Source organism: Streptomyces sp. NPDC030838 (assembly GCF_055572035.1).
Map to the genome: position 1 here is coordinate 261,891 of NZ_JBVIED010000011.1, position 25,641 is coordinate 287,531.

Below are 25,641 nucleotides of genomic sequence, written 5' to 3' on the forward strand. Positions count from 1 at the left end.
CGTCGTGGGATGACGACCGTCAGGAGCCCGGCCGTCATCCCACGACCCCACCGTCCGGATCAGCCGGCGACGATTCGCTCCGCCGCCGCGATCGCGCAGACGCGGGCCGCGCCGTGGGTGGCGAGGTACAGCGCGCCGCGGGGCGTGGACTGAGCGACCCCCATCTCCACCACAACGGTGTCGGGGCGAGCGGTGAGCAGGGTGTCGAGGGCGGCGCTCATCCAGCTGTGCCGGTGTTCGTCACGGACCACGGCGACGACGCGTCGGCCCGCCGCCGCGGCGAGCGCGGCCTTGCCCGCGTCGGCGCCGGAGAAGACGCCGCTCGTGGTGCCGGGCATCAGGCGTTCCAGTTCGGTGCCCACACCCCACGGCGTCTCATCTCCGACGGCGATATTGGCGACCGGCTGGAACGTGGCCACGAACACCGGCTCGGTCACCGGCGCCGCGCTCGGCCCGGGAGTGACGGTGACCGCACGGCGTGCCGCGGCGAGGCCGATCTCGGTCTCGAGCGGGCCGCCCGGGTCCGCCTTCCGCGCCATCCCGGCGGTCCACTGGGCCAGGGCTCGTACCCGGGACGCGGCGTCGGCCAGCCGTTCCTCCGGCAGCTCACCGGATCGGACGGCGGTGACGAGAGCGTCCCGCAGGCTCAGCACGGTGCCTTCGTCGCAGAGGCCACCGCCAACACAAATGGCGTCGGCACCGGCCGCGACCGCCAGGACGACTCCTCGCTCGAGGCCGTAGGTGCCGGAGATGGCCTGCATCTCCATACCGTCCGTGACGATCAGCCCCTGGTAGCCGAGTTCATCACGCAGCAGGCCGGTCAGAATGCGCCGGGAGAGAGTCGCCGGGTACTCCGGGTCGAGGGCCGGCACCAGGATGTGCGCGCTCATCACCGCCTGGGTACCGGCCGCGATCGCCGCTCGGAAGGGCACCAGTTCACGCTCGGCCAGCGTGTCCGCGTCGACATCGATGCGGGGCACCGAGTGATGGGAGTCGACGCTGGTGTCGCCGTGGCCGGGAAAGTGCTTGGTGCACGCCGCGACCCCCACGGACTGCAGACCGCTGACATAGGCGGCGGTGTGCCGCGCGACGAGTGCCGTGTCGGCACCGAAGGACCGCACGCCGATAACGGGATTCAGCGGATTGGCGTTGACGTCGGCCGACGGCGCCCAGTTGAAGTTGATGCCGCACGCCGCGAGACGGCGGCCCAGCTCACGCGCTACGCCGTGCGTCAGGCCGGTGTCGTCGACGGCGCCCAGCGCGTGGTTGCCGGGGAACGAGGAACCGGTTCGCACCTCCAGGCGCGTCACGTCACCGCTCTCCTCGTCGATGGCCACGAGGAGGTTCTCCTGCTCGGCCCGCAACCGAGTGGTGAGGGCCGTGACCTGTTCGGCCGTGGCCACGTTGCGGCCGAACAGGGCGATCGAGGCCAGCCCTTCGCCGATGCGGCGGCGAACCCAGTCGGGAGCGGTGGTCCCCGCGAAACCCGGCTGCAGCACGGCGAGTGCGTCGCGGGTCAGGGTGTCGGTGCTGCTGGTGGATGTCGTCATGCGGAGTTATCCCTTCACAGCGCCGTCGGTGAGGCCACTGACAGCCTTGCGCTGCAGGAAGACGAAGAGGACCAGGATGGGGAGCGCGAACAGGGAGGAGGCGGCCATCGTGGCGCCCCAGTCATCGCCGAACGCGGTGCGGAACTGCGAGATCCACAGCGGGAGAGTCTGCTGCTCGATGCTCTTGTTGAGGATGAGGACCAGGGGATACTCGTTCCAGGCGGTGATGAACCCGAACAGCGACGTGGCCATCAGACCGGGTGCGAGCAGCGGGAAGATCACTTTGCGGAAGGCCTGAACGCGGGTGCATCCGTCGACCATCGCGGATTCCTCGAGTTCCCTCGGCACCGCGGCGACGTAGCCACGTAGCGTGAGAATGGTGAACGGGAGCACCATCATCATGTAGAAGACGGTGAGCGGCACGAGGCTGTCGAGCATGTCGCTGTCGCGTACCAGCATGTAGTTGGCGATCACCATCACCTCCCACGGCGCCATCTGCGCCAGCATGAACGTGACGGCGAAAGCACCGCGGCCGGCGAAGCGCATCCGGGCCAGGGCGAACGACGCGAAGAGGGCGATGGCGAGCGACAGCAGCACCGCGAGCGCGGTCACGGTGACGGAGTTGCGCACCAGTGTCCAGAAGTGGTCCGCGTGTATCGCCCGGTCGAAGTGCGTGAAGGTGACGTTCGTGGGGACCCAGACCGGGTCCTCGGCGATGATGTCACCTGTCGGCTTCAGGGCCGTGGCGAACATCCAGTAGACGGGAAACGCGAAGCCCACGAAGAGGATGACAGCCGTCGCGTTGAGCCAGAGTCGGCCGAAGACGGAGCGCTTCACAGCTTGTCCTCCTCCTGCTTGAGCACGGTGCGCAGGTAGTACGAGGTGATGACCAGCAGGACCAGGATGGTCAGGAAGGAGATCGCGGCGCCCATGCCGAAATGCTGGTTGCCCACCCCTTCGACGAACGCGTAGATGGGCAGCGTCTCGGTGAGTCGGTCGGGGCCGCCCTCGTTCAGGGCGAAGATCTGCGGGAACGCCTTGAAGACCCAGATGATTTCCAGGAACGTCGTGGCGTAGAGGAAGGGCCGTAGGAACGGGAAGGTCACCGAGGTGAAGCTCTTCCAGGCACCGGCGCCGTCGAGGGAGGCGGCTTCGTAGAGTTCCTTCGGAATGGTCGTCGTGGCGGCGTAGAGGTTGAGCGCCACGAACGGGATGGACTGCCAGACGATCAGCAGGGTGATGACGGAGAAGGTCGAGAACTGCGACCCCAGCCAGTTGTAGTCGGCCATGGAGTGCCAGCCGAGTTTGTCCAGCACCCAGTTGACGACCCCGAAGCGCTGCGCGAACAGCCACTGGTAGATGGTGGTGGCCGCGACGACGGGCATGGCCCAGGCGAGCACCAGCCCCAGCATGAGCAGCAGCCGCATCCTGGCGCCGAGCCGGGCGAGAAGCAGGCCGATCAGCGTGCCCAGCCCCATGATCAGCGCCACGTTGGCCGCTGTGAACAGCACCGTCCGCTTGACGACGCGCCAGAAGTCCGGGCTGCTGAGCACCTCACGGTAGTTGTCGACCCCGTTCCACTCCGTGAGGTGCTGGATGAGCTGGCGCGCGTGGAGGTTCTGGAAGGACAGCAGTCCGTTCTTCACCAAGGGCCCGCCGAGCAGGATCAGGGTGGCGAGCAGCGCCGGCAGCAGGAGGAGGTAGGGGGCGGCCTGCCGGCCGTGTGCGGTCGGGGATCTGCGTTTCCCTTCCCGGTGAGGCGAAAGAGCCTCGGTCTTGTGGGCACTGGCACCCCCAGCGGTGTCCGTGCCTTGGGTCTGCACTGGCATGGCTTGACGTCTCTTTCGTGGCCGTACGATTCAGCACGTCGGCGCCGGGGGCAGAGCGTGCGCGGTGCCCCCGGCGCGATTCGTCAGTTCTCCTGCGCCAGACGCTTGTTGATCTCGCCTTCGACTTCCTTGGCGGCGACCGCCGGGGACTTGCCGGAGAGCACCGAGGTCATATACCTCTTGATCGGATTCGGCGTGTTCTCCACCGCGGCCCACGCGGGAATCAGGGGCGTGGTGCCGCCCACCGAGGCGGCCGGGGCCGCGGCCTCGGCGACCTTGTTGCCCTTGAGGACGGTCTGCAGGGACTCCTTGTTGGGCACGACGCCGTTGGCCTTGGCCAGCTGACCCTCGAACTTGTCCGAAAGGGCGATCTTGAGGAACTCCTTCGCCAGCTCCTGCTTCTCGCTGCCGGCGGCGACAGCGAGGTTGGAGCCGCCGAGGAAGACGCCTTCTGGCTTGCCGGCCGTGTCGCTGGGGATGGTGAAGTAGCCGAGGTCCTTCTCGATCGCCGGGTTGGCCTTGACGGCGGTGGCCGCCTCCCAGCCCATGCCGATGAACGCGCCGGTCTTGCCCTTGGCGAACACCTCGGCCTGCTGCGGCGTGGCCTCGTCCTTGTCCTTGGGGGCCTGGGAGTAGGAGGCGTACTTCTTGTAGATCTCCATCGCGGCGCCGACCTTCGGGTCGTCGAGGTTGGAGACGTACTTGTCGCCCGCCTTCTTCACCAGTTCGGCGTTCTGGCCGACGAGGAGGCCGACGAAGAAGTACCAGTTCTGACCGGGCATGTAGATCGGCTCGGCGTCGGTCTTCTTGTCGATGGTCTCGAGGTTCTCGAAGAACTCGTCCCGGGTCTTCGGGGTGTCCTTGATGCCGGCCTCAGCCCAGACCTTCTTGTTGTAGATGACGATCCGGTTGGCGAAGTACCACGGAGCGCCGTACTGCTTGCCCTCGTAGACGGAGGACTCGTTGAGCGTCGGTGTCCAGTCGGCCCCGATCTCCTTCTTGAGGTCGTCCAGCTCGGCGAGGCCGCCGGTGGCCGCGTACGCCGGCGTCTGGGTGTTGCCGATCTCGATGACGTCCGGCGGGTTGGACTCGGACAGCGCAGTCGTGACCTTCTGCTGGATGCCGTCCCACTTCTGCGTCTCGAACTCGACCTTGGCGCCGGTCTTCTGCTCGAAGGCGGCCTGAACGTCCTTGGTCCATTCCTCCGGTGCCGAACCGTCCATCGTCCAGACGACCAGCGTCTGGCCCTTGAAGCCCTCGGGCCCGGAACCCCCGCCGTTGTCGCCGCTGCCGCCACATGCCGCAACGGAGAACACCATGCCCGCGATGCCGATCGCGGCTGTCAGCCTGCGCTTCACGCCACCCCTCCTCAGAATTGCTTCTCACCCACGCCCTCGGTGGCGTCCTTCGCACGGCGCTGCTGCCCGGCGGGCTGGGGACCTGGCCACGAATGGTGTAGACCAGCAGGGGCGAGCTTGGCCTAGACCTATGAGGCTGTCAAGGGCTGTCGGAAAACATGGCGCCGCCGTACCGTGGCGCGCCGAGAAGTCCTTTCTGTCCTCGCCGCGGGACCGTCGGAGGTGGCGTATGCCCGGATGGTCGCTGCGTGAGACTTGGACTAGACCAAAGGCGGAACCCGCCGCTATAACGGAATCGCCGAGCGTACGGCGCCCGATACCTCGGCCGTGCGAGCGAGCTGCGGCCGCTGACTGTGGGCTGCATCGGGCACCGGAGTCGAAGGCGGAACATGAGCATCGATGTCAGCAGCGACCAGGACGGGGGAAAGCCGCCAGAGCGAAGCAAGCGGGTCCCGAAGCACTACCGCATCAAGCAGCGGCTGCTGGAGATCATCGGAGGCCGGGCGCCCGGCTCGCCCATGCCGGCCGAACGCCTGCTCGCCGTCGAGTTCCGGACGTCACGTACCACCCTCCGGAAGGCCCTGCAGGAGCTCGTCAGCGAGGGACGGCTGGACCGTGTCCAGGGCAAGGGCACGTTCGTGGCCCGGCCAAAGGTGTACCGGACACTGCACTTGACGTCCTACACCGAGGACATGGAGGCCCAGGGCCTCGAACCCGCCTCGCGGATCCTGGACATCGGTTACGTCTCCGCGGACGAGGAACTGGCCGGCCTGCTCGGCCTTCGGACCGGTGACCGCGTCCTGCGCGTCGAACGGCTGCGCCTGGCGAGCGGGGAGCCGATGGCGATCGAGTCCACGCACCTGTCCGCGCAGCGGTTCCCCGGGCTGCGTATGGACCTGGCCAAGTACACCTCCCTCTACACCGCCCTCGCCGAGCGGTACGGCGTGCGCCTGGCGGAGGCCGAGGAGACGATCGAGACGTCCCTGGCCACACCGAGGGAGGCAGAGCTGCTCGGCGCGGATGTCGGCCTGCCCATGCTGCTGCTCTCCCGCCACTCGCGGGACACGGGCGGCAGACCCGTGGAGTGGGTGCGCTCGGTCTACCGCGGCTCCCGATACAAGTTCGTGGCCACTCTGACCCGGCCTGTGAGCTGACGGCCGCCGGTCCCTCCACGCAAGGAGCTCCATGCCGCTTCCATCCGACGGCTCCGGGGCCGAACCCGGTGTGCCCGGACTGCTGTCCGGCCCACACCGACCCCGCACACTCGCGATCGCCGCCACCTTCTTCCTGGTGGCCTTCGCCGGACTGGCCCTGGGAACCGCGATGCCCATCGCGGTTCAGGAACTGGACGCCCTGCCGCTCTACGCCATCGCCTTCGGCGGGTACCTCAGTGCCAGTCTCGCCGGCACAGTGGTCGGCGGCGGCTGGGCGGACCGGAGGGGACCGGCAGCGCCGCTCAACGCGGGTTGCCTCTGCTTCGTCGGCGGTTCGGTGCTCGCCGGGGCGGCGCCCTCCATCATGCCGTTCCTGGCCGGCCGCCTGCTGCAGGGTGCGGGCGGTGGGGCGGTGACCGTCGCCCTGTACGTCATGGTCGGGCGCGGCTATCCGGCCGCGCTGCGCCCGCGCATGTTCTCCGTGGTCACGGCCTGCTGGATCCTGCCCTCCATGGTGGGCCCGGCGATCGCCGGCGCCGTCACCGAACACCTGTCGTGGCGCTGGGTGTTCCACGGCATCGCCGTGTTCACGCTGGGCGCGACGGCCCTGCTCCGGCGCCCGCTCGCCGCCCTGCCGCACGACGGGACGGCGACGGAGGAACCCGCCACCCGTGTCGGCCCCGCGGTCACCGTCGCGTTCGGGGCGGGCCTGCTGCAGTACGCCGGTTCCCAGGCCTCCCCGCGCACCGCCGTGCTCGCCGGGGTCGGGCTCCTGGCCGTCGCGGCGGGTCTGCGCGGGCTCCTGCCCGCCGGAACGCTGCGTGCGCGGCCCGGCATACCGGCCCTGGTGCTGGTGCGCGGGCTGGCCGCCGGCGCCTACTTCGCGATCGAGTCGTACGTGCCGCTGCTGCTGGTCAACGAACGCGGCTGGTCGCCCACGGCCGCGGGGTACTCCCTCACCTGCGCGGCGCTCGCCTGGGCCGGCGCCTCCTGGCTGCAGGGCAGGCCGCACCTGTCCCCGCGACGTGAGCGTGTCATCCTGACGGGGGCCTTGATCCACAGCGCGGGGGCCGCGCTGACCCTTGCCGGAGTGCTGCGCGCGGCGCCCGCTGCCACGGCCCCGGTGGGCTTCACCGTGGCGGCCTTCGGCATGGGCCTGCTGCTGCCGAGCGTCGGCGTGCTCACCCTCGACCAGTCACCGCCCGGACGGCAAGGCGCCAACACCGCCGCCCTGCAGGTCGCCGACAGTCTGTGCAGCGTGCTGCTCATCGGGGTGTGCGGCGCCCTGTTCAACGCGCTGCACACGGCCGCCGGCTCCGACAGCGCCGCCTTCGCCGCCGTCTGTGCCGCGGCCCTGGCCGCCACACTTCTCGCCTCGTCGGCCGCTCGCCGGGTCGGGGTCCCCGCGCCGACGGCTGCGGCCTCGACGGACCAATTGGCCTAGACCTATTGAGGGTTCGGGCGGTATACACGGGAGGACGCCCGGCTCCCGAACCCGGAGGAACCACTCCAGATGTCACACCAGCACCGGACCATCGCGCTCGGCACCTTGGCCTTCGGCACCACCGTCGACGAGAAGACCTCGTTCGAGATCCTCGACACGTTCACCGAGTTGGGAGGAGAGATCCTCGACACCGCGAACAACTACGCGTTCTGGGTGGACGGCGCGACCGGGGACGAGAGCGAGGCCGTCATCGGCAAGTGGCTGGCGTCCCGCGGCTCGCGAGACGCCGTGCGGATCGGTACCAAGGCAGGGGCACGTCCCGCGTTCCCCGGGGGCGGACTCGAGGCCGCCGAAGGCCTCTCGGCCAAGGCCCTGCGGTCCGCGCTGGAACACAGCCTGCGTCGTCTGGGCACCGATCACGTCGACGTGTACTGGGCCCACATCGAGGACCGGACCGTGCCGCTCGACGAGACCGTGCACGCCCTCGCCGACCTCGTCGACGAGGGCAAGGTCGGAGAACTCGGCGTCAGCAACCACGCCGTATGGCGCACCGAGCGCGCCCGCGCACTCGCCGGCGACCGGCCCCGCTACACGCATCTGCAGTACCGCTACTCGTATCTGCAGCCTCGCTTCGACCTGCCCCTTCCCTCGTCGGCGCACGTCCACGTCACACCCGAACTGCTCGACTACGTGAGGTCCGAACCCGGCCTGCGCCTGTGGGCCTACAGCCCTCTGCTCTCAGGTGGCTACACCCGCGAGGACGTGGCCGTCCCCGCCGCCTACGACCACCCCGGCACACCTCCTCGGCTCGCGGCCCTGCGCGAGGTGGCCGGCGAACTGGACGTGACCGTCAACCAGGTCGTACTCGCCTGGCTGCTCGACCACGACCCGCAGGTCGTGCCCATTGTCGGCGTGAGCAAGGTCGCCCAGGTCGAGGAGGCCCTGGCAGCCCTGGCCGTCACGCTGAGCGCGGAGCAGCGCCACCGCCTGGACGAGGCGGGCCGGTAGCAGACCTCCGCGAGCCACGGGAGCGGCGGCCGGAGAAGGCCCGGGCGCCGCTCGCCGCTCAGGGGGCCGGTGACACCAGCAGGTCCTGCGCCTGGTGGTCCGAGAGACCGGCCGGATCGTCGAAGACATACCGGTGCACCCGCAGCCGGTCGTCCGTGAACGCCCAGTCCAGCCGCCACAGTCCCAGCCCTGCGGAGTTCCACGTGCGCGGCACGAGCGTGCCGGAGGCGGGCAGCGCGTCCCGCAGCGTGTCGCGCAGCCCGTCCAGGTCGCCCATCGCCGGTGTCGTGTTGAAGTCCCCTGCCACGAACACGGGGCGGGGGTTGGCGGCCACGTCCCGCAGCAGGGCCGTGTACTGCCGCTGCCGCGCGACGGCACGCCGCTGGACCTCGTCGTAGAAGCCACCGGTCAGTGGACTGCGCAGGATGTCGAGTTGGACGGGGATGTGCACGTTGTAGAACGAGATGACCCGGCCGTGCACGTCGATGTCCGTGCGCAGCACCTTCCCCCGCTCGAAGACCTCCCGCCATGAGGACCCCGCGTCCGTGGGGCGGACCGGACCGACGGCCGGGCGGGCGACGACGGGGAAGCGGGAGAGCGTCACCTGCTCGCCCAGCACCGCGATGTGGTACCCGGGGAACTCACGCCGGATCCGGGCCAGTTCGTCGATCGGCGTGGGCTGTTCGTCCACCCACGCGAGGTACTCCTGCAGAAGGTAGACGTCGGCGTCCTTCGCCCGGAGATAGCGGTAGAACCGGTCGGGGTCGTCGGTGGTGTCCCAGTACTCGGTGTTCCACGAGACGACCCGCACCGCCCCCGGGGGCGCCGGCCCCACACCCTCACCGGGGTTCAGCGCACTCCAGTTGACGCCGGAGCGGCTCAGCCCCGTGATCAGCAGGAGCGCCAGGACCGGAACCAGCCGTCGGCGCACCGGCCGCGCGGCCGGAAGCCACACCAGGGCGAGCAGGACGAGGGGCACCGCGAGGAAGCAGAGCGGCGGGACCAGATCGGGGAGCAGCCACAGCCACCAGCGCCCGCTGAGCGCGAAGTTGAGCAGTGAGTACACCGCCCACAGAGCGGTCAGCGCGACCAGAGTCCTCCCCGCCATGGTCCGGCGGCGCCCGTTGTCCGCCACCGGGGAAGGAGAGGTGGAGGAAGGCGCCATGGTTTCCGAGGGAGCCGACACACGTCCCTCCAGTGTGCGTCCGAGCGGATCTTCGGCGAACGAGCGGCTGAAGAGTAACAGCCGTACCCACGGGGCCGGGCGCGCACGGTGGATCCCACCCACCCAGCGTTGCCCGATACACGATCGATACGGGGCCGATACGCAGCGCAACTGAACTGAGCGGCATGCCGCATTCCGTGTCGGTGGTGATCCCGGCCCACAACTCCGCCCGCACCCTCGCAGCGTGCCTGGACTCGGTGTACGCCCAGACCTGTCCGATTCACGAGGTGATCGTGGTGGACGACGGCAGTACCGACGCCACGGCGCGGATCGCCCGGGGATATCCCTGCACGCTCATCCGGCACGAACCCAACCGCGGTGTCTCCGCCGCCAGGAACACCGGCATCGCCGCCGCCACCGGCGACATCCTCTTCTTCCTGGACTCCGACGAGGCGCTCAGCCCGGACTCGGTGGCCAACGCGCTGGAGATCCTGGACGCCGACCCCGAGTGCGGATGCGTGCACGGTGTGATCGCGCCCGAGCCGCTCTTCGACGACGGACCTGTCGAGCACTACAAGGTGCTGCACGCCCACTGGTGGCGACTGCGCGGTGTCGGCGAGGTGGAGACCGCGTTCTTCGCGCAGGCCGCCGTACGCCGCGAGGTCTTCGATCAACTGGGCGGCTTCGACGAGCGGTTGCGCGACTCGGAGGATCTGGAGTTCAGCGACCGGCTCGCGCCGCACTGGAGGATCGTGCTCACCGACCGGATCGTGGCCCGGCACGACGAGGAGGACCGGCTCGGCGCGCTGCTCGGCGAGACGTTCCGACGGGCCCTGCTGCTGGTCCCGGCCCTGCGATCGGCACGCCGGGGCGGGCGCACGAACCTCACGGCCAACAGCCCCGCCTCGGTGGCCTCGGCCGCCGCGCTCTGCGTCTCACTGCCCTTCGCCGTGTGGCTGCCCGTGCTGCCCGTGGCCCTCCTGCTCGCGTTCTGCGCCGCCAACTTCGGCCTGCTGCGGTTCGTCGCCCGGAGGCGGGGTGCCCGGTTCCTGCCGTTCTTCGTGGGCGTCCACCTGGCGACTCACGCCGCCCTGCTCTGCGGTGCCGCGCTCGGCGCGCTGCGGCCGCGCGGCAGGACACGCGCCGGGCACGGCACACCCGCGCGGACGGAGGCGACGCGATGATCGACCGGCTGCGCCGACTGCTCACCCCGGTGATCGTGCTCGCCGCACTTGTCGGCGTCTACCTCCTCATACGCCAGGGAGGCGTCTCCGCCGCACGCGAGTTCGCCCGGCCCGAGGCGCTGCCGCTGCTGGCCGGCGCGGTGCTCACGAACGTCGCCGGACTCATGCTCGCCGTGCGCGCCTGGCGGGTGCTGATCCCCGGCGAACACGGCATGCGTGGCCTGTACGCGGCGAAGGTGTACTTCCTCGGTCAGCTCAGCAAGTACCTCCCCGGACGCGTCTGGGGCGTGCTCACCCACGTGGCGCACGGGCGCGCCGTCGGCATTCCGGCCGCGCAGATGACGTCGGCGTACGTGCTGAGCCTGGCTCTGACCATCCTCACCGGAGCGGGTGTCGCCCTGCTCGCGGCACCGGTCGCGCTGCCCGGTCGGTGGCCGTGGCTGCTGGTCCCGGCCCTGCTGTTCGTGCTGTGCCTGGTGCGACCCGCGCTCGCCACCCGGCCGGTCGCCGCCCTGGCCCGGCTGCTGCGCAGGCCCGTGCAGCCGCCCGGGGACCCCGCGGTGCGACGGGCCATCCTGCTGGCCGTCGCCTCCTGGCTGGCCTCCGGGCTGCACCTGTGGTTCCTCGTGCTGGCGCTGGGCGCACCGGTGTGGGCCGGGCTGGGCGCGTCGGTCGGCGCCTTCGCGCTCGCCACCGTCGTCAGCAGCCTCGCCCTGATCATTCCGGACGGCTGGGGGGTGCGAGAACTCACCATCACCGCCGCACTCGCCACCGTCCTGACCCCGGGTGCCGCGGCCACCGCGGCCCTGGCCAGCCGCCTCGTCTGTGTCCTTGCCGAACTGGGCAGCTCGGCCGTCGTGCTCACCTGGGCACGCTTCGCCGCCGTGCCGACGAGCCGGGCCGCCGCCACCCCCCTGCCCCACACCCCGTCTTCCGACGTTGTCGCAGACGCGTCCACCGCCGCGCACTCCGCGGCACCGCTCGGCCCGCACGCCCGTTAGGAGAAATCCGTGTACACCCTTGATGACGCCGAACGACTCGAGGTCGGCGAGGTACACGACCTTTACCGACGTCACGTGAACAAGAGCCAGGTCTCCCTGATGACCTCGTTCGGCTTCGGCCGCGAACTCGTCGACCACGCCGAGGGCGCCTACCTCACCCTCAAGGACGGCCGACGCGTCCTCGACCTGACCGGCGGCGTCGGCGTCCTCAACCACGGTCACAACCACCCCCGGATCCTCGCCGTTCGCGAGCGGTTCGCCCAGCAGCGCCGGATGGAGGTCCACAAGACCTACTTCTCGCCCTACCTGGCCGCGCTCGGTCACAACCTCGCCGAGGTGATGCCCGGCGACCTCACCATGTCGTTCCTGCCCAACTCGGGAGCGGAGGCGGTCGAGGGCGCGGTCAAGCTCGCGTACAAGTACCACAACGGAAAGCGCGGCACCGTCCTGCGCGCGGACTGCGCCTTCCACGGCAAGCTGCTCGGATCGGGCGGGCTCACCGGCCAGAACCAGTTCTCCTTTCCGACCATTCCCGGGATCGACACCTTCCGCTACGGCGACCTGGACTCGGTCCGCTCGGCGATCGGACGCCACCCCAAGGACGTCTACGCGATCCTCATCGAGCCCTTCAGCGCCTCGACCATCCAGTGGTGCTCCGAGCACTTCCTGCGTGGTCTGCGGGAGTTGTGCACCCGGCACGACATCGTGCTGATCTTCGACGAGATCTACACGGGCTGGGGCAAGACCGGCAGCATGTTCTACTTCATGCGCTACCCCGGACTCATACCGGACGTGGTCACCACCTCCAAGTCCTTCGGCGGCGGCAAGTCCTCCGTCTCCGCCTACGTCGCGCGCGAGCCCGTCTTCCGCAAGGCCTACGACAATCTCGGCGACGCCCTGCTCAACTCCACTTCCACCACGTACTACGGCTTCGGCGAGGAGTGCGCCACCGCACTGGAGGCCGTCAACATCGCGGTGGAGGACGACTATCCGGCGCGCGCCCGCGCCCTGGAGGCCGTCTTGGAACCCGGGCTGGCCCGGCTCGCCAAAGAGCACCCCGACGCGATCGGACACGTGGCGGGCGCCGGCGCGCTGTGGGGCGTCTTCCTCGACGGCGGCCCGAAGGTCCTCGACCTGGTGGCGAAGCTCGCACCGGGCGGCATGGCCAAGGACCCACGGTTCAAGGCCAAGTTGGTCACCTGCGCGGTGATCAACGCCCTGTACGAGGACCACGACATCTTCGCCTACTACACGCTCAACGGCCGCAACCCGCTGATCCTCGGCCCCTCACTGGTCACCGAGCCCGACGAGGCCGAGCGCGCGGTCGACGCACTCGGTGAGGTCCTGGGCCGCGGCCTGGGCCGGCTGGTCACCCGTTTCATCAAGCAGAAGGTGAGCTCTCAGTGGTGATCACGATCACCGGCGCGGCGGGTATGCTCGGCGGCCGCCTCGCCGAGCGGCTGCTGGCCGACGGACGGCAGGTGCGGGGAGTCGACCTGCGCCCCGGACCGGGTGTGACGTTCGTCGGGGACATCCGTGACCGGGAGGTCATGCGGCAGGCGGTGGACGGCGCGGATGTCCTGGTGCACGCGGCGGCCGCGCTGCCCAGTTACCCCGACGACCAGATCCGCTCCATCATCGTCGGAGGCACGAAGAACGTGTTCGCCGCGGCGAGTGCGGCCCGCACACCACGTGTGGTGCACATCTCCTCGACCGCGGTGTACGGGCTGCCCCGGGTCGTCCCGACGACCGAGGAATACCCGCGTGAGCCCGTGGACACCTACAGCCGGGCCAAGGCCGCCGCCGAGGAGGTCGCGGAGCGCTACCGGGCACAGGGCATGTGCGTGCCGATCCTGCGGCCCAAGACCTTCGTCGGGCCGGGCCGCATGGGACTGTTCTCGATGCTGTTCGAGTGGGCGGAGGAGGGCCGCAACTTCCCGGTGCTGGGACGTGGCGACGTACGCATCCAGATGTTCGCCATCGACGACCTGGTGGACGCGATCGTCACCGTGCTCACCGCGCCGGAGGACATCGCCAACGACACCTACAACCTGGCCGCCGCCGAGTTCGGCACGATCCGCGAGGACTTCCAGGCCGTCCTGGACGCCGCGGGCCACGGCAAGCGCGTCATCGGCCTGCCCGCCCGGCCGGCCCTCGGCGTGCTGAACGCCCTGCAGAAGGCCCGGCTGTCCCCGGTGTACGGCCGGTTGCTGTTCAAGCTGATGGAAGACTCCTACGTCAGCATCGACAAGGCGACGCGACGGCTGGGCTTCACCCCCAAGTACTCCAACCGCGACGCCGTCCTGCGTACCTACGAGTGGTGGCGCACCGCCCGTCACGAGGCCCCCTCCGGCGGATCCGCCGGCCGTACCAGCCGGGATCCGTGGCGCCAGGGACTGCTGTCCGCAGCGAAGATCTTCTTCTGAGGAGCACGCCATGAGCTTCCTGGACGAACGGGCCACGCCCGCCACACCCGAGGACGTCGCACCGGTCCGGAGCCCGACGGCCGGCCTGCTCGCCCTCATCCGGCCCGGTCAGTGGCCGAAGAACCTCCTGGTGGTGCCGCTGCCGCTGCTGGGCGCCGCCTGGAGCTGGCAGGCCGCCGGCCGCGTTGCCATCGCCACGCTCGCCTTCGTCCTGGCCTCATCGCTCGTCTACGTGGTCAACGACATGGCGGACGTGGAGCGAGACCGGCGGCACCCCGTCAAACGCCACCGGCCGCTTGCCTCCGGCCAGGTGAGCCGGGCGGCCGCCACGGCCCTCGGCCTCACCCTCGCCGCCCTCCTCGTGCCGCTGCTGGTGCTGCTCGCCCCCGAGGGCGTGTGGGCGGTGCCCGTCTACCTCCTGGTCAACGCCGCCTACAGCTGGCGACTCAAACACCTTCCGCTGCTCGACGTGTTCATCGTCGCCACCGGATTCGTCCTGCGGCTGCTCGGCGGATACCAGGCGAGTGGCCATTCGGTCTCCGGCTGGCTCGTGCTGACGGTCCTGACGCTGTGCCTGCTGCTGATTCTCGGCAAGCGCCGCCACGAACTGAGCGTCTCGGGCACCGGGCACCGGCCCGCGCTGGTCGGTTACTCCACTCACTTCCTGGACCTGGTGCTGGTGATGTGCTCGGCGCTGACCATGGTCGGCTACCTGCTCTACCTGCGCACCGAGTCCGGCTACGAGGCCGGCGCACTGCTGACCGCCCCCTGTGCCCTGTTCGCGCTGTTCCGCTACCTCCAGATCGTGGTCGTCAAGGCCGAGGGCGGCAGCCCGGTCCGAGTCCTGCTGCGCGACCGCGTGATGTGCACGAACTCCTCACTCTGGGCCGCCCTGCTGCTGGTCTTCCAACTGACCTAGTCCGACAGCCGGCCCACCTCCACCCGTCTTCCGACCCGACCGAGGACCCCTCCCATGGCCGCACCCCTCGTGTCGGTGGTCGTCCCCATGTACAACGACCGCCGCACCATCGACCTGTGCCTGAACTCCGTGCGAGCGCAGACATATCCCCAGCTGGAAGTGATCGTCGTGGACGACTCCAGCACGGACGACTCGGCCGCGCTGGCCGCGCGGCACCCGGTCACGCTGGTGCGGGCCGAGCGCAACGGCGGCCCGGGCGCCACCCGCAATCTGGGCGTCCGGCACGCGTCCGGCGACATCATCTTCTTCCTGGACGCCGACGTCACCATGCACCCGGAAGCGGTCGCCGAGGCCGTGGCCCTCTTCGAGGAGAACCCTTCGTACGGCGCCGTGTTCGGTATCCCGGACAAGGAGCCGCTGTTCGATGAGGGGCTCGTCTGCGACTACCGCATCCTCCAGTACCACTACTGGCGCAAGAGCGCCGAGGGCCTGGTCAGCGGCGGCTACTACGCTCTCGGCGCGGTTCGCCGGTCCGCCTTCCTGAAGGCGGGCTGGTTCAATCCGGCGCTGCGCCAGACCGAGGAGATCGATCACGCCGAACGGCTCGCCGCGCTCCACCCGATGCTCCTGACCTCGCGCATCCGCGGCCGTCTCGCCGACGAGACCGAGATGCGCCCGCTGCTGCGCAAGGCGTTCCTGCGCAGCCGGCTGCGGGTGCCGTTCTACCTGGACCGGGGCCGGGCGATGCAGGGCATGGAGACGGGCGGGCGCGCGGCGGCATCCGTGCTGGCGGCGCTGACGCTGGTCAGTCTGCCCGCGGTGGCGGTGTGGCCGCCGGCCGCGGTGGTGCCGGCCGCCGCGCTCCTCCTGTTCATCCTGGCCGACTGGGGGCAGTACGTCTTCGTCGCCAGGCACCGAAGTGCCGGTTTCCTGTTGTTCTTCATCGGCTGCCACCTACTGATGAACACGGCTGTCGTCGCCGGCCTCGCGGTGGGACTGACCCAGTGGGTGTTCAGCCGTCGCTTCCGCCGCATGTACCAACGAGAGGTGACCGCGTGACCTCCGAACCCGCAGTCGCCGATCCGCGGACCGGTGATGAGGAGGTGCCGGCCACGCCCCGGCAGGGCACCGGCGCGAGCAGGCTGCGTCGTGCCGGGCGCCTGCTCCGGCTGTGGTACGGGCGTGTCCTTGTCGCCGTGGCCGGGATCTGGCTGCTGTACGCCGTCGTCCGATGGCTGGTCAGCGGACGATGGCACTGGGCCATCCTGCTGGACGCGGCACCCCCGCTGCTGCTGGTGGGTGTTCCGCTCGTCCTGCTCGTGGCCAGTGCCGCCGCCTGCGGCCGACGGCGGCCGTGGGCCGCGGGCCTCACCTCGGCCGCGCTGCTGATGGCACTCGTCACCGGATCCGGCCTGAACTGGCCCGCGCTGTGGCGCGACCCGGGGAAGGTGCCGCCGGGCGCGCTGCACGTGGTCTCGCTCAACACCCAGTACTGGGGACAGGCCTCCAGCCCCGAGAAGGTCTTCTCGCTGCTGCACCGGCACCCGGCCGACGTCTATCTCCTGCAGGAGCACGTGGAATGGCAGGCCGGCCTCGGAGAGGACGGCTACCGGGAGCTGCGCGACGACGCCCGGCTGCGTGCGGAGTTCCCCGGCTACCACATCGCGCGCCGAGGGGAGCTGCTGACACTGTCCCGGTTCCCGATCGTCGCCCAGCCGCCGGTCGGCCCCGGGGCCGAGATCGACGCCAACCCCGGGACCCCCTTCACCGAGGTCTTCGCCCGCGACAAGGTGATGCGCACGGACCTGAAGGTCGGCGACAGGATCCTGAGCGTCTACAACGTCCACATCACGGTGCCGCTCGCCGTCGACAATCTCAACCTCTTCTCGGGCTACGACTTCGACTCCTACTTCGCCCGCAAGTTCGCCTGGCGGCAGGAGGAGTTCCGCGGACTGGAGCGCGACCTCGACCGCAATCCCCATCCGACGTTGATCGCCGGGGATTTCAACGCCACGGACGCCATGCGCGACATGGACGGCCTGAAAGACCGGGCCGACGACGCGCTGCGCGCCAACGACGACCTGATTCCGCTGAGTTGGAAGTTCGGCGCTCCCGCCGGTTTCGCCTGGGACAGTGTGTTCAACCGACCGCTGCCGCTGTGGCGGGTGGACTGGGCCTTCACCGCGGGCCCGGTACAGGTGCACCGATACGACCTACGGCCCACCGACGGGCTGTCCGAACACCGGTTGCAGGACCTGTGGCTGTCGCTGTGAGGTGGCGGGCGCGCCGAAGCGGCGGCGCGGCCCCTCGGTTCCGCGCCGCCGTCCGTGGGCCCGTCTCAGCTCGCCCGCGCCCCGTTGCCGACGACCTGGTCCCGCTCCATGCCCAGCAGGATCGACTTCTCCAGCTCGGCCAGCTCCGTTCCCGGCTCGATACCCAGTTCCTCCACCAGGGTGGAACGTATCCGCCGGTAGACCTCCAGGGCCTCGGCCGTTCGGTGCGATCGGTACAGCCCCAGCATGAGCTGAGCGTGCAGATGCTCCCGGTAGGGGTGGTCGGCGGCGAGCTGCATCAGCTCGCCGATGATGTCCTGGTGCCGGCCCAGCTCCAGGTCCAGCCGTACCCGTTCCTCCACCGCGCGCAGCCGCGCCTCCTCCAGGCGACGCGCGCCGGATTCCACGGGCGGGCTCGTCAGACCCACAAGGGCCGGACCGGTCCACAGAGACAGGGCCCGGCGCAGGGTGTCGGCTGCCTCCTTGAGGTGGCCGCCCGCGGCCAGGGACCGCGCTCGGCGCACTCGGGCGTCGAAGATCGCGGCGTCCAGCTGGTCCTCGGCGAGGCTCAGTCGGTATCCCTGCGGATGGGTCTCGATGAGGTTCGGGGCGCCGGCCGCCGCGAAGCTCCGACGCATCGAAGATATGCAGATGCGAATCTGGGTGCGGGCGCTGGTCGGCGGGGAGGATCCCCACACGGCATCGACGAGATCATTGACGGGTACGACCCAATTCGCCCCCAGTGCCAGCACCGCGAGGACGATCCGGGCCCGTCTCCCCCCTATGGGTACTAATCTGCCGTCGACCGTGACGCTCGGCGGGCCAAGAATTTTGACGATGACAGGCATGTGCCCCCCGTACCTTGAGCTTTCGAGAAATAGTCTCCGGGTTCCGGCTCGGGACCCGGGACAGCCTGGTATGGACCAATGCTGACTGTCAAGGGAGTTCTCCGTTCGATCATGCCTGCGACCTCAGTTGATACGGGTTGGTGGAGCGGCCCGCCGGGGCAACCCTCCGCTGTGAAGGGTTGGTTGACAGCTTCATGAACGCCTCTCTACGGTTGGTCTGCACCAATCGAACACCCAACCAGTTGGCTGCACTTGGGGGGATCGTGAATATTGCCGGGAGCGCTGGAAACCCTTCGGCCGTAACCGCCGACGGCAGGACGGAATTGCCCGTCGTCAGTCTTGACCAGGCTCATTCCCCGCAAAAAGTGATGGCCCATGGAGAACTGCTGCGAAGGTTCGTCGCCGATCAGGAGTTCAAGCCGATCCATATGCGGATCGGTATTATGGGCGCCTGCAATCAGCGCTGTCACTTCTGCAACTTCCATTCTCCGAACGAAGAGCAGTTCTATGACCTGTTCTCGTTCAAGGACGCCATCCCCACCGCCAAGGCCGTGGCCCTTCTGCGGGAGTTCGCCGCGAACGACGGCCGGGCGGTGACGTTCTGCGGCAGCGGCGAGTGCACCATCCACCCCGGATACGCCGAGATCACCCGCGCCGGCCATGACGCGGGGCTGCGCATCGGGCTGATCACCAACGGGTCAAGGCTCGGCCGGCCGGCCGTCGCCGACACCGTCGCCGCCACGCACACCTGGGTGCGGATCGGACTGAACGCCGGAACCGAGGCCACCTACAACGCCATCACCCGGGACCGCGAGCGCACGTTCACCTCCTTCGTCCACACGGTGGGAAGGCTGCGCGAGGCCGCGGTGGCCCCGGACTTCCGGATCGGCTTCAACTTCGTCATCACCGAGCGGAACCACCGGGAGATCCTCCAGGCGGCCCGCATCGGCCGGGAGGCGGGCGCTCACTACGTCCGCTTCGAGCCCGAGTTCTACAGTGCCCTGGGGCACGAGACCATCGAAGCGGTCATGCCGGAGATCGCGGAGGCGCTCAACGAGGCCAAGGCGCTCTCCTCGGACGACTTCGAGGTCTCGGTCCCCAAGCTCGACCGGGGCCCGATGGACCAGGTCGAGACAGTGGAGGGAGACTTCGAGCGCTGCCACTACAGCCGCTTCGTCACCGCCGTCGGCGCCGACGGCAACCTCTACCCCTGCCCCCAGGTCCACCTCAACAGCCGCTACCTGATCGGCAATGTGCTCGACCAGGGCTACCTGAACGTGCTGGAGGGCGGACCCCGCGCCGAGTGGGAGTCCGCGAACCCCCGGCGCACCGACCTGTGCAAGTCCTGCTTCTACCGACCGCAGAACGAACTGCTGGAGCAGCTGCACCGCGGACAGATCGAGCTGGAGCAGGCGCTGGACGCCTACGCGGTGGAGATGCCGAGCACGCTGCACGAGGACTTCGTCTGACGCACCACCGTCCGCGTCCGGTGACTCTTCCGCCGTCTCACAGAACCTGGTGCCCGACTCGCCATGCAGCTCCGCCACCTGGCCCGGCTCCTCGAAGCCCGGCCGACGCCCTCACCTTCCGCTCCCGACTCGGACGTGGAGGCGGCGGTCCGGTCCCGCCGGATCCGCTCCACGGTCGAACGGCTGGCACGCGTCGAACGCGTGCCGGTGCGTACCGTCGCCACCAGCGTCGACGTACGCGACGGACTGCACCGGGAGCAATGGGTCCTCGATTCCCCCGTTCGAGGCGAGTTCCGGGCCACCCTGCTCTCACCCGCGTCCGCGCACGGTCCCGGCATCCTGGTGCTGGGTGGGAAGAACGCCCGTCGGGAACAGCTCACCGGCGCAGTCGTCCCCGACCACCCGGACCGCAACATGGCGGAACACCTCGCCCGCGCGGGATTCACCACGCTGACCTTCGAATACGCCCTCACCGGCGGATTCGACCCGCGGCGGCTGAGCGGACGCGACGAAGGGACCCTTCTCGCCCACGCCTTCGCGCTCACCGGCCACTCCCTGCTCGGCGCCCTGGTCGGTGACGCCCTCGGCGTCCTCGATCTCCTGCGCGCGCACGAGCGCGTGGACGCCGGCCGTGTCGGGCTGTTCGGACACAGCCTCGGCGCGGCCGTCGCCCTGCACACGGCGCTGCTCTGCGAGGACGAGCCGCCGCTCTGCGCAGTCGGTCACCTGGGCACCTACGCCTCCCTGTACGCCCGGCACCTGACCGGATTCGAAGGCGCCGTTCTGCCGGGCATCCTCGAGTACACGGATCTGCCCGCACTGTACGGGGCGCTCGCCCCCACGCCGCTCCAGCTGCAGTTCGGCACGTCCGACCCCTACCTGGACACCGACGACGCCCGAGCCGCCGGACGGGCGGTCGGCGCGGCCTACTCGGCGGCCCATGCGCCGGCACCCGAGATACTGGAGCTGCCCATGGGACACGGCACCCACGTCGACCATGCCGTGGCCTTCTTCACCCGGGCCCTCCCGCAGCGCCCGTCGGCGCCCGCGGCCGTGGCCGCCCAGCGCATCCGGTTCGACGCGGTCGAACGGCGCGCCGTCACCGACCGGGTCGACGCCGTGCTCGAGTCGGGAGTCCTCACTCAAGGTCCGCTGGTGGCCCGGTTCGAGGAGCTGACCCGGGAGTGGACCGGCCGCCCCGGTGCCGCCGTGGCGTCCGGCTCCGCCGCACTCGAGATCGCCCTCCGGGTGATCGGTGTTCAGGGACGCACCGTCCTCGTGCCCGCCAACACCTTCTTCGCGACGGCCGCGGCAGCCGTGCGAGCCGGAGCGTCCCGAGTCGACTTCGTCGACCTGGAGCTCGACGGCCTCGGCATGGACCCGGAGGCACTGTCCGCAGCGCTCGACCGCCACCCGGACACCGCGGCCGTGGTGCCCGTCCACATCGGCGGCATCGTCGCACCGGCGCTCGACGGAGTCCTCGACCAGTGCCGCGAACGCGGCATACCGGTCCTGGAGGACGCGGCCCATGCCTTCGGCAGCACGCTCGGCGACCGCCCGGCGGGTGGCTTCGGCCGCTTCGGCGCGTTCTCCTTCTTTCCGACCAAGGTCGCGACCAGCGCCGAGGGCGGACTGCTCAGCTGCGCCGACACCGGCGACCTCGACCACATACGGCGGTGGCGGGACCACGGCAAGAGCGCGGTCGGCTCCACCCTGCACGACCGGCCGGGCGGCAACTGGCGGATGAGCGAACTGCACGCCGCCGTGGGCACCGTGGACCTGGAACGCTTCGGCCGCACCCTGGCCGCCCGCCGGGACCTGGCCGCACACTACGACGACCTGCTGGCCGGGGTGCCGGGGCTGAGGGCTCACCCGATGCCCGGCCGGGTGAGCAGCAACTACTACAAGTACCTGGTGTATCTCGACGAGTCCGCCGACCGCGGCCTGCTCAAGAAGCAACTGCGCGAGCGGCACGGGATCCACCTCGCCGGAGAGGTGTACGACCACCTGCTGTGCGACCACCCCTTCTTCGCCGACCGCGCCGGGTCCCAGGACCATCCGCGAGCCCGGTGGTTCGCCCGGCACCACATCGCCCTGCCGCTGTATCCGTCCCTCACCCACGCCGAGCAGGCACGGGTGGTCTCCGCGCTGCGCAGCGAACTGTCGTGACGCCCGGTGCCCTCCTCCACGCCTTCCGCCGAGGTGCCTGGCACCCGTCGCTCGACATCGCGACGCTCTCCGGGGACACGGGTGTGCGGCTGGCCCTCGTCCCCGAGATCGTCGTCGCCGCGGACCGCCGCTGGTGGGACGACGCCGCGCCGGGGCTGCCCACCGCGCCGGCCGACCGCCGGGGACTGCTCCTGGAGGCGCTGCACGAGTTCGAGCACGGCGTCCTCGACGTCGGCGGGCTGGGACCGCAGAGCGGTGAGGACTTCCGCACGGCCCTGTGGCGGACCGCGGGCATCCCGGCGTCGCTGACCGACCGCTGGTGCGCGATGCTGCGCACCGGGCTCGTCGAGCGACCGCGGCCCGCGGACGACGAGGCGCTGGCACTGGTAGCACTGCCCGGCAACACGTTCACCTGCCTCGCCGCGGTGCTGGAACAGGTGGAGCGGTCCGCGGCCGTGTGGATCCGGCCGAGCCGTCGCGAACCACTGTCCGCGGCACGCCTGGTGGCGGCCCTGCTGAGGGCCGGATGGCCCGCCGAGCGGATCGCCCTGTACCCGACCGGCCAAGGCGCACTCCCCGGCCTGATACGCCGGACCGACCGTCAAGTGGTCTTCGGCGGCTCGGGTCTGGCCCGGTCCGTCCGCTCCCTGCCGGGCCTGACCCTGCACGGACCCGGCCGCGGCTGCGCGCTCGTACCCGCGCCTCTGCATCCGGACCGTGCCGTGGAGTGGCTGGTGCCGCTCATCGCCGCCGACGCCGGGAGGTTCTGCAGCAGTGTGCGCACCGTCGTGTGCGCCGGCCCTGCCCAGCCCCTGGCAACTCGGCTCGCCGCCGCACTCGACGGACTCCGCCCCGACGGCTGGCCGTTGACCGTCAGCCGGGAGCCGGGCGCCGCGGAGCGCGCCGCCCGCTCCGTGGCCGAGCGGATGCGCCCGGGAGACCGGCTGCTCACCCGCCGGCCGCCGGTCGTCGCCGGGCCCGACGGCGCCCCCTGCGTGACACCGCACCTGGTGCTCGTCGGCGACAGCCCCGATGACCCGTTACGGCACCCGCTGATCGGTCATGAGGTGCCCTTTCCGTTCGCCGCCGTGGTGACCGTGAGCGAGCGGGACGCGGCGCGGATCGCGGACGAGTCCCTGTTCGTGTACGAACCGCCGCAGTCGGCGGCACCGAGGAGAACCGCATGACGACGACCACACCAGGTACCCGACAAGGCGGCGTACCAGGCCCGCCGAGCGGCGGCTCCGCCCCGGACGCCGCGACCGCGTACACCACCATGCGCGAGCGGGTACCGGAACTCACCGTCGACCTCGATGCCTGGACACGCCGCATGATGCGGTGGCATTTCTCGCCCGAGACCGGATCGCCCTTCTGGCTCTCCCTCCGGGCCAGCCTCGGCTTCGACCCGCTGAGGGACGTGAACGGCTTCGCGGACCTGCGGCTCTTCGGACTCTTCGACAAGACCGGACTGCGCACCGCGCGCGCCCGCGACCTGATTCCGCGCGGCTATCGGGGCCGGCCCTTCCGCGTGTTCGAGACCGGTGGCACGACCGGCACCCCGTGCCGGATCGTCAACGTCACCCGGCTCGCGTACGACGTGGAGATGTACCGGACCATGCTGGAGGCGCGCGGCCTGCGCGGGGGCGACATCCTGGCGATGACCCCGATGGGCCCGCACGCCTACGGGCATTTCGTCGAGGCCCTCGCGGACAGCTGGCATGGCGCGGTGCACAGCATCGACTTCGATCCGCGATGGGTGAAGGCGGCACTGCGGGCGGGCGGCGAAGCCGGCGAGTACACCGAGCACCTGATCGCCCAGACGCTTCACCTGCTGACCGCGGAGCGTCCGGAACTGCTGTTCAGCACCTCCCGGCTGCTGGTCGAGCTGGCCATGCGGCTGCCCCGCCCGCTGTACACGTACGGCGTGCGTGCCGTGTGCACCGGTGGTACGTCATGCACTCCGGCCGAGGCGGAGTTTCTGCGTGCGGAGCACCTGATGGGTGTCCAGTGGATCGACACCTACGGCAACACGCTCGTGGGACACGCGCTCCAGGCGGACCTGAGCCCGGGGACGGCCGTGCCGGGCGTGACCGCGCCCGGACAGGACACCTCGGCGGACGCGGTGTCCGGCGAGAAGGTCACGCACACCTACCACCTGCCGCCGCCCTTCGCCGTGCTCACCGTCGTCGATCCGCACGATCCCTGGCGGCAGGTGGCCGTGGGGGAGCGCGGCCGGGTACGGGCCACGACCCTCCTGGAAGACCTGTTCATCCCGAACCTCCTGGAGCGCGACAGCGCCGTCCGCACGGGCCCGCACCCCTGGTTCCCCTGGGACGGAGTGGCGGCCGTGCGGCCGTACGAAGGAGATGCCTCAGAGGAGGAGGCCACGGAGGGCGTCTACTGACATCCCGCCCCTGCCGGCTTCTTCGACGCCAAGGACCTCGATCATGACGCTTTCCGCACCACCGGCGGCCGACCTGTACTCCAACGGCCTGCCCATCCCGTTATCCCCGGACCTCTTCGGCCCTCTCAGACCCAGCGCCGACCGGCTCGACGATCCGGCCGCCCTGCGGCAACGGCTGCGCTCCGACGGGTATCTGTACGTGCCCGGCGTCCTGGACCGCTCCGAGGTGCTGCGCCTGCGCGGGGAGTACTTCTCCCTCTTTCCGCGGGGTTACCTGGAGCCCGGTACCCGGCCGGAGGACGGCGTGTTCTCCGGCACCGTTCCGGACGGGCTGCCCGCGTACGGCGTCGCCGGACACCCGGCGCACGCTTTCGTGCGGTCGGCCCCCTTCGAGCGGTTCCTGGCGGACAGGCGGCTGCGGGCGATCGCGGAGGCCCTGCTGGGCGGCCCGTCCGAGATGCTGCCCCGACGGATCCTTCGGAACTTCCACCGGGGGACGGGCCGCGCCTCGCGCGCCCACGTGGACATGGACTATCTGGACGCGGCCCCGCCCAGGGTGCTGACCATGTGGATCCCGGTCGGAGACTGCCCGGTCGCGACCGGGCCGCTGATCTACCTGGAGGGCTCGCACACGCTGGCGCCCGAGGACTACGAACCGCTGCGCGACGTCACGGACCGCCCGCACGACCGGCGGCCCATCTCCCACGACCTCGCGTTGACGGCCCGCCGTCTCGGCCGTCGCTGGCTGTGCGCCGACTTCGCGGCCGGCGACCTGCTGGTGCACGTGCCGCAGATCATCCACGCGTCGCTGGACACGACCACCGCCGCCATGCGCTTGTCCGTCGACGTTCGGTTCGTCCGCTCCGGCGACAGAGCCGACACGCGCTGGCAGCGTCCCTGGTCGGCGGACGACGGAGCCTGATTCCCCGACCGCAGCCGAACGGAGCAACCCCATGACCCCGACCCACGGGCAGTCCGCCATCGACGAGCTGGCCGAACGGCTGACGGCCTACGCCGTGCTGGCCCACGACCCCGCCGTACCGGACATCGCCGCCGACTACTGGTCGAAGAGCGAGGACCACTATCGCGCGGTCGACGCCGCGCTTGCCGCGCTGGTCGCGGCGACGCCCGCTGCCGTGACATACGCCGCGGTGATCCGGGACCCCACGCACGTGCCCGCCCAGCGGGAGCTGCGCGCGTCCCTGACCGCCCTGCTCGGTCAACGCGCCGACCGCGTACCCGAGTTGGCCCGCACGGTGCGTGACGCCGGCGAGCGGATCTGGATCGACTACCACCTCGGGTCCGACTACACCATGGAGTTCACCGAGCCCTCCGAGCTTGTCGGGGGGGGGGGGGGGGGGGGGGGGGGGGGGGGGGGGGGGGGGGGGAGGACAAGCGGTGCAGTGCGGGGCCCTCCCTTTCGCCGTACGCTGGGGGAGG

The 25,641-nt window shown here is 70.4% G+C and carries 21 protein-coding genes; 15 read left to right on the plus strand and 6 right to left on the minus strand.

What is annotated here, in order from left to right; all coding sequences use genetic code 11:
* Window positions 1-59: 59 nt before the first annotated feature.
* The 4 genes from ACZ42A_RS26895 to ACZ42A_RS26910 all read right to left on the minus strand — a co-directional run bounded on the left by ACZ42A_RS26895 (window position 60) and on the right by ACZ42A_RS26910 (window position 4,737).
* Window positions 60-1,550 (minus strand): glycoside hydrolase family 3 protein, encoded by a 1,491-nt coding sequence (locus ACZ42A_RS26895; RefSeq protein ID WP_468529825.1) that lies wholly within the window; start codon window positions 1,548-1,550, stop codon window positions 60-62.
* A 6-nt stretch (window positions 1,551-1,556) separates the two neighbouring features.
* Window positions 1,557-2,387, minus strand: a complete 831-nt coding sequence (locus ACZ42A_RS26900; RefSeq protein ID WP_468529826.1) for a carbohydrate ABC transporter permease — start codon at window positions 2,385-2,387, stop codon at window positions 1,557-1,559.
* Complete coding sequence (locus tag ACZ42A_RS26905) at window positions 2,384-3,379, minus strand: carbohydrate ABC transporter permease (protein WP_468529827.1); 996 nt, start codon at window positions 3,377-3,379, stop codon at window positions 2,384-2,386. Before ACZ42A_RS26905 ends, ACZ42A_RS26900 begins: the two co-directional genes overlap by 4 nt.
* An 83-nt stretch (window positions 3,380-3,462) precedes the next feature.
* Entirely contained in the window at window positions 3,463-4,737 is a 1,275-nt protein-coding gene (locus ACZ42A_RS26910; RefSeq protein ID WP_468529828.1) for an extracellular solute-binding protein, read from the minus strand.
* Between the two features lie 389 nt (window positions 4,738-5,126).
* Here ACZ42A_RS26910 and ACZ42A_RS26915 point away from each other — a divergent pair, with 389 nt between their 5' ends.
* The 3 genes from ACZ42A_RS26915 (at window position 5,127) to ACZ42A_RS26925 (ending at window position 8,343) form a co-directional block, all read left to right on the plus strand.
* Window positions 5,127-5,891 (plus strand): GntR family transcriptional regulator, encoded by a 765-nt coding sequence (locus tag ACZ42A_RS26915; protein ID WP_468529829.1) that lies wholly within the window; start codon window positions 5,127-5,129, stop codon window positions 5,889-5,891.
* 31 nt (window positions 5,892-5,922) lie between these two features.
* Window positions 5,923-7,335: an MFS transporter gene (locus ACZ42A_RS26920; RefSeq protein WP_468529830.1), complete on the plus strand. Its 1,413-nt coding sequence runs from the start codon at window positions 5,923-5,925 to the stop codon at window positions 7,333-7,335.
* A 69-nt stretch (window positions 7,336-7,404) separates the two neighbouring features.
* Window positions 7,405-8,343, plus strand: coding sequence for an aldo/keto reductase (locus tag ACZ42A_RS26925; RefSeq protein ID WP_468529831.1), 939 nt, complete (start codon window positions 7,405-7,407; stop codon window positions 8,341-8,343).
* 58 nt (window positions 8,344-8,401) lie between these two features.
* Here the strand turns inward: ACZ42A_RS26925 and ACZ42A_RS26930 are convergent, their stop codons facing one another.
* Window positions 8,402-9,478: an endonuclease/exonuclease/phosphatase family protein gene (locus ACZ42A_RS26930; protein WP_468529832.1), complete on the minus strand. Its 1,077-nt coding sequence runs from the start codon at window positions 9,476-9,478 to the stop codon at window positions 8,402-8,404.
* Between the two features lie 215 nt (window positions 9,479-9,693).
* Between ACZ42A_RS26930 and ACZ42A_RS26935 the strand changes: the two genes are divergently transcribed.
* The 7 genes from ACZ42A_RS26935 to ACZ42A_RS26965 are packed head-to-tail and all read left to right on the plus strand — an operon-like array spanning window position 9,694 to window position 17,311.
* Complete coding sequence (locus tag ACZ42A_RS26935) at window positions 9,694-10,692, plus strand: glycosyltransferase family 2 protein (RefSeq protein WP_468529833.1); 999 nt, start codon at window positions 9,694-9,696, stop codon at window positions 10,690-10,692.
* Complete coding sequence (locus ACZ42A_RS26940) at window positions 10,689-11,693, plus strand: lysylphosphatidylglycerol synthase domain-containing protein (RefSeq protein WP_468529834.1); 1,005 nt, start codon at window positions 10,689-10,691, stop codon at window positions 11,691-11,693. The genes ACZ42A_RS26935 and ACZ42A_RS26940 overlap by 4 nt, the downstream gene beginning before the upstream one ends.
* A 9-nt stretch (window positions 11,694-11,702) precedes the next feature.
* Window positions 11,703-13,103, plus strand: a complete 1,401-nt coding sequence (locus ACZ42A_RS26945) for an aspartate aminotransferase family protein (RefSeq protein ID WP_468529835.1) — start codon at window positions 11,703-11,705, stop codon at window positions 13,101-13,103.
* A complete protein-coding gene (locus ACZ42A_RS26950; protein WP_468529836.1) occupies window positions 13,097-14,119 on the plus strand; it encodes an NAD-dependent epimerase/dehydratase family protein in 1,023 nt (340 codons plus the stop codon). Before ACZ42A_RS26945 ends, ACZ42A_RS26950 begins: the two co-directional genes overlap by 7 nt.
* 10 nt (window positions 14,120-14,129) lie before the next feature.
* A complete protein-coding gene (locus ACZ42A_RS26955; RefSeq protein WP_468529837.1) occupies window positions 14,130-15,038 on the plus strand; it encodes a UbiA prenyltransferase family protein in 909 nt (302 codons plus the stop codon).
* 54 nt (window positions 15,039-15,092) lie between these two features.
* A complete protein-coding gene (locus tag ACZ42A_RS26960) occupies window positions 15,093-16,097 on the plus strand; it encodes a glycosyltransferase family 2 protein (RefSeq protein WP_468529838.1) in 1,005 nt (334 codons plus the stop codon).
* On the plus strand, window positions 16,094-17,311 hold the full coding sequence (locus ACZ42A_RS26965; RefSeq protein WP_468529839.1) for an endonuclease/exonuclease/phosphatase family protein: 1,218 nt from the start codon (window positions 16,094-16,096) through the stop codon (window positions 17,309-17,311). The genes ACZ42A_RS26960 and ACZ42A_RS26965 overlap by 4 nt, the downstream gene beginning before the upstream one ends.
* A gap of 65 nt (window positions 17,312-17,376) precedes the next feature.
* Here ACZ42A_RS26965 and ACZ42A_RS26970 read toward each other — a convergent pair whose 3' ends face one another.
* Window positions 17,377-18,159, minus strand: a complete 783-nt coding sequence (locus ACZ42A_RS26970) for an AfsR/SARP family transcriptional regulator (RefSeq protein ID WP_468529840.1) — start codon at window positions 18,157-18,159, stop codon at window positions 17,377-17,379.
* A 368-nt stretch (window positions 18,160-18,527) separates the two neighbouring features.
* Here ACZ42A_RS26970 and ACZ42A_RS26975 point away from each other — a divergent pair, with 368 nt between their 5' ends.
* From ACZ42A_RS26975 to ACZ42A_RS26995, 5 genes are all read left to right on the plus strand, one after another.
* Window positions 18,528-19,628: a radical SAM protein gene (locus ACZ42A_RS26975; RefSeq protein WP_468529841.1), complete on the plus strand. Its 1,101-nt coding sequence runs from the start codon at window positions 18,528-18,530 to the stop codon at window positions 19,626-19,628.
* Between the two features lie 63 nt (window positions 19,629-19,691).
* Window positions 19,692-21,797, plus strand: a complete 2,106-nt coding sequence (locus ACZ42A_RS26980; RefSeq protein WP_468529842.1) for a DegT/DnrJ/EryC1/StrS family aminotransferase — start codon at window positions 19,692-19,694, stop codon at window positions 21,795-21,797.
* The gene (locus tag ACZ42A_RS26985) at window positions 21,794-22,984 is read left to right on the plus strand and encodes a hypothetical protein (protein ID WP_468529843.1); all 1,191 of its coding nucleotides are present in this window, start codon (window positions 21,794-21,796) and stop codon (window positions 22,982-22,984) included. Before ACZ42A_RS26980 ends, ACZ42A_RS26985 begins: the two co-directional genes overlap by 4 nt.
* Window positions 22,981-24,201: a phenylacetate--CoA ligase family protein gene (locus ACZ42A_RS26990; protein WP_468529844.1), complete on the plus strand. Its 1,221-nt coding sequence runs from the start codon at window positions 22,981-22,983 to the stop codon at window positions 24,199-24,201. The genes ACZ42A_RS26985 and ACZ42A_RS26990 overlap by 4 nt, the downstream gene beginning before the upstream one ends.
* Window positions 24,202-24,244: 43 nt before the next feature.
* On the plus strand, window positions 24,245-25,123 hold the full coding sequence (locus ACZ42A_RS26995; protein ID WP_468529845.1) for a phytanoyl-CoA dioxygenase family protein: 879 nt from the start codon (window positions 24,245-24,247) through the stop codon (window positions 25,121-25,123).
* The last annotated feature ends 518 nt before the right edge of the window (window positions 25,124-25,641 follow it).

What these genes read in the sequence shown, in the direction of transcription:
- ACZ42A_RS26980 (WP_468529842.1), top strand. Translation starts at nt 19,692, where the DNA reads ATGCAGCTCCGCCACCTGGCCCGGCTCCTCGAAGCCCGGCCGACGCCC.
- ACZ42A_RS26995 (WP_468529845.1), top strand. Translation starts at nt 24,245, where the DNA reads ATGACGCTTTCCGCACCACCGGCGGCCGACCTGTACTCCAACGGCCTG.
- ACZ42A_RS26990 (WP_468529844.1), top strand. Translation starts at nt 22,981, where the DNA reads ATGACGACGACCACACCAGGTACCCGACAAGGCGGCGTACCAGGCCCG.
- ACZ42A_RS26940 (WP_468529834.1), top strand. Translation starts at nt 10,689, where the DNA reads ATGATCGACCGGCTGCGCCGACTGCTCACCCCGGTGATCGTGCTCGCC.
- ACZ42A_RS26970 (WP_468529840.1), bottom strand. Translation starts at nt 18,159, where the DNA reads ATGCCTGTCATCGTCAAAATTCTTGGCCCGCCGAGCGTCACGGTCGAC.
- ACZ42A_RS26935 (WP_468529833.1), top strand. Translation starts at nt 9,694, where the DNA reads ATGCCGCATTCCGTGTCGGTGGTGATCCCGGCCCACAACTCCGCCCGC.
- ACZ42A_RS26925 (WP_468529831.1), top strand. Translation starts at nt 7,405, where the DNA reads ATGTCACACCAGCACCGGACCATCGCGCTCGGCACCTTGGCCTTCGGC.
- ACZ42A_RS26915 (WP_468529829.1), top strand. Translation starts at nt 5,127, where the DNA reads ATGAGCATCGATGTCAGCAGCGACCAGGACGGGGGAAAGCCGCCAGAG.
- ACZ42A_RS26955 (WP_468529837.1), top strand. Translation starts at nt 14,130, where the DNA reads ATGAGCTTCCTGGACGAACGGGCCACGCCCGCCACACCCGAGGACGTC.
- ACZ42A_RS26905 (WP_468529827.1), bottom strand. Translation starts at nt 3,379, where the DNA reads ATGCCAGTGCAGACCCAAGGCACGGACACCGCTGGGGGTGCCAGTGCC.
- ACZ42A_RS26960 (WP_468529838.1), top strand. Translation starts at nt 15,093, where the DNA reads ATGGCCGCACCCCTCGTGTCGGTGGTCGTCCCCATGTACAACGACCGC.
- ACZ42A_RS26975 (WP_468529841.1), top strand. Translation starts at nt 18,528, where the DNA reads ATGGCCCATGGAGAACTGCTGCGAAGGTTCGTCGCCGATCAGGAGTTC.
- ACZ42A_RS26895 (WP_468529825.1), bottom strand. Translation starts at nt 1,550, where the DNA reads ATGACGACATCCACCAGCAGCACCGACACCCTGACCCGCGACGCACTC.
- ACZ42A_RS26920 (WP_468529830.1), top strand. Translation starts at nt 5,923, where the DNA reads ATGCCGCTTCCATCCGACGGCTCCGGGGCCGAACCCGGTGTGCCCGGA.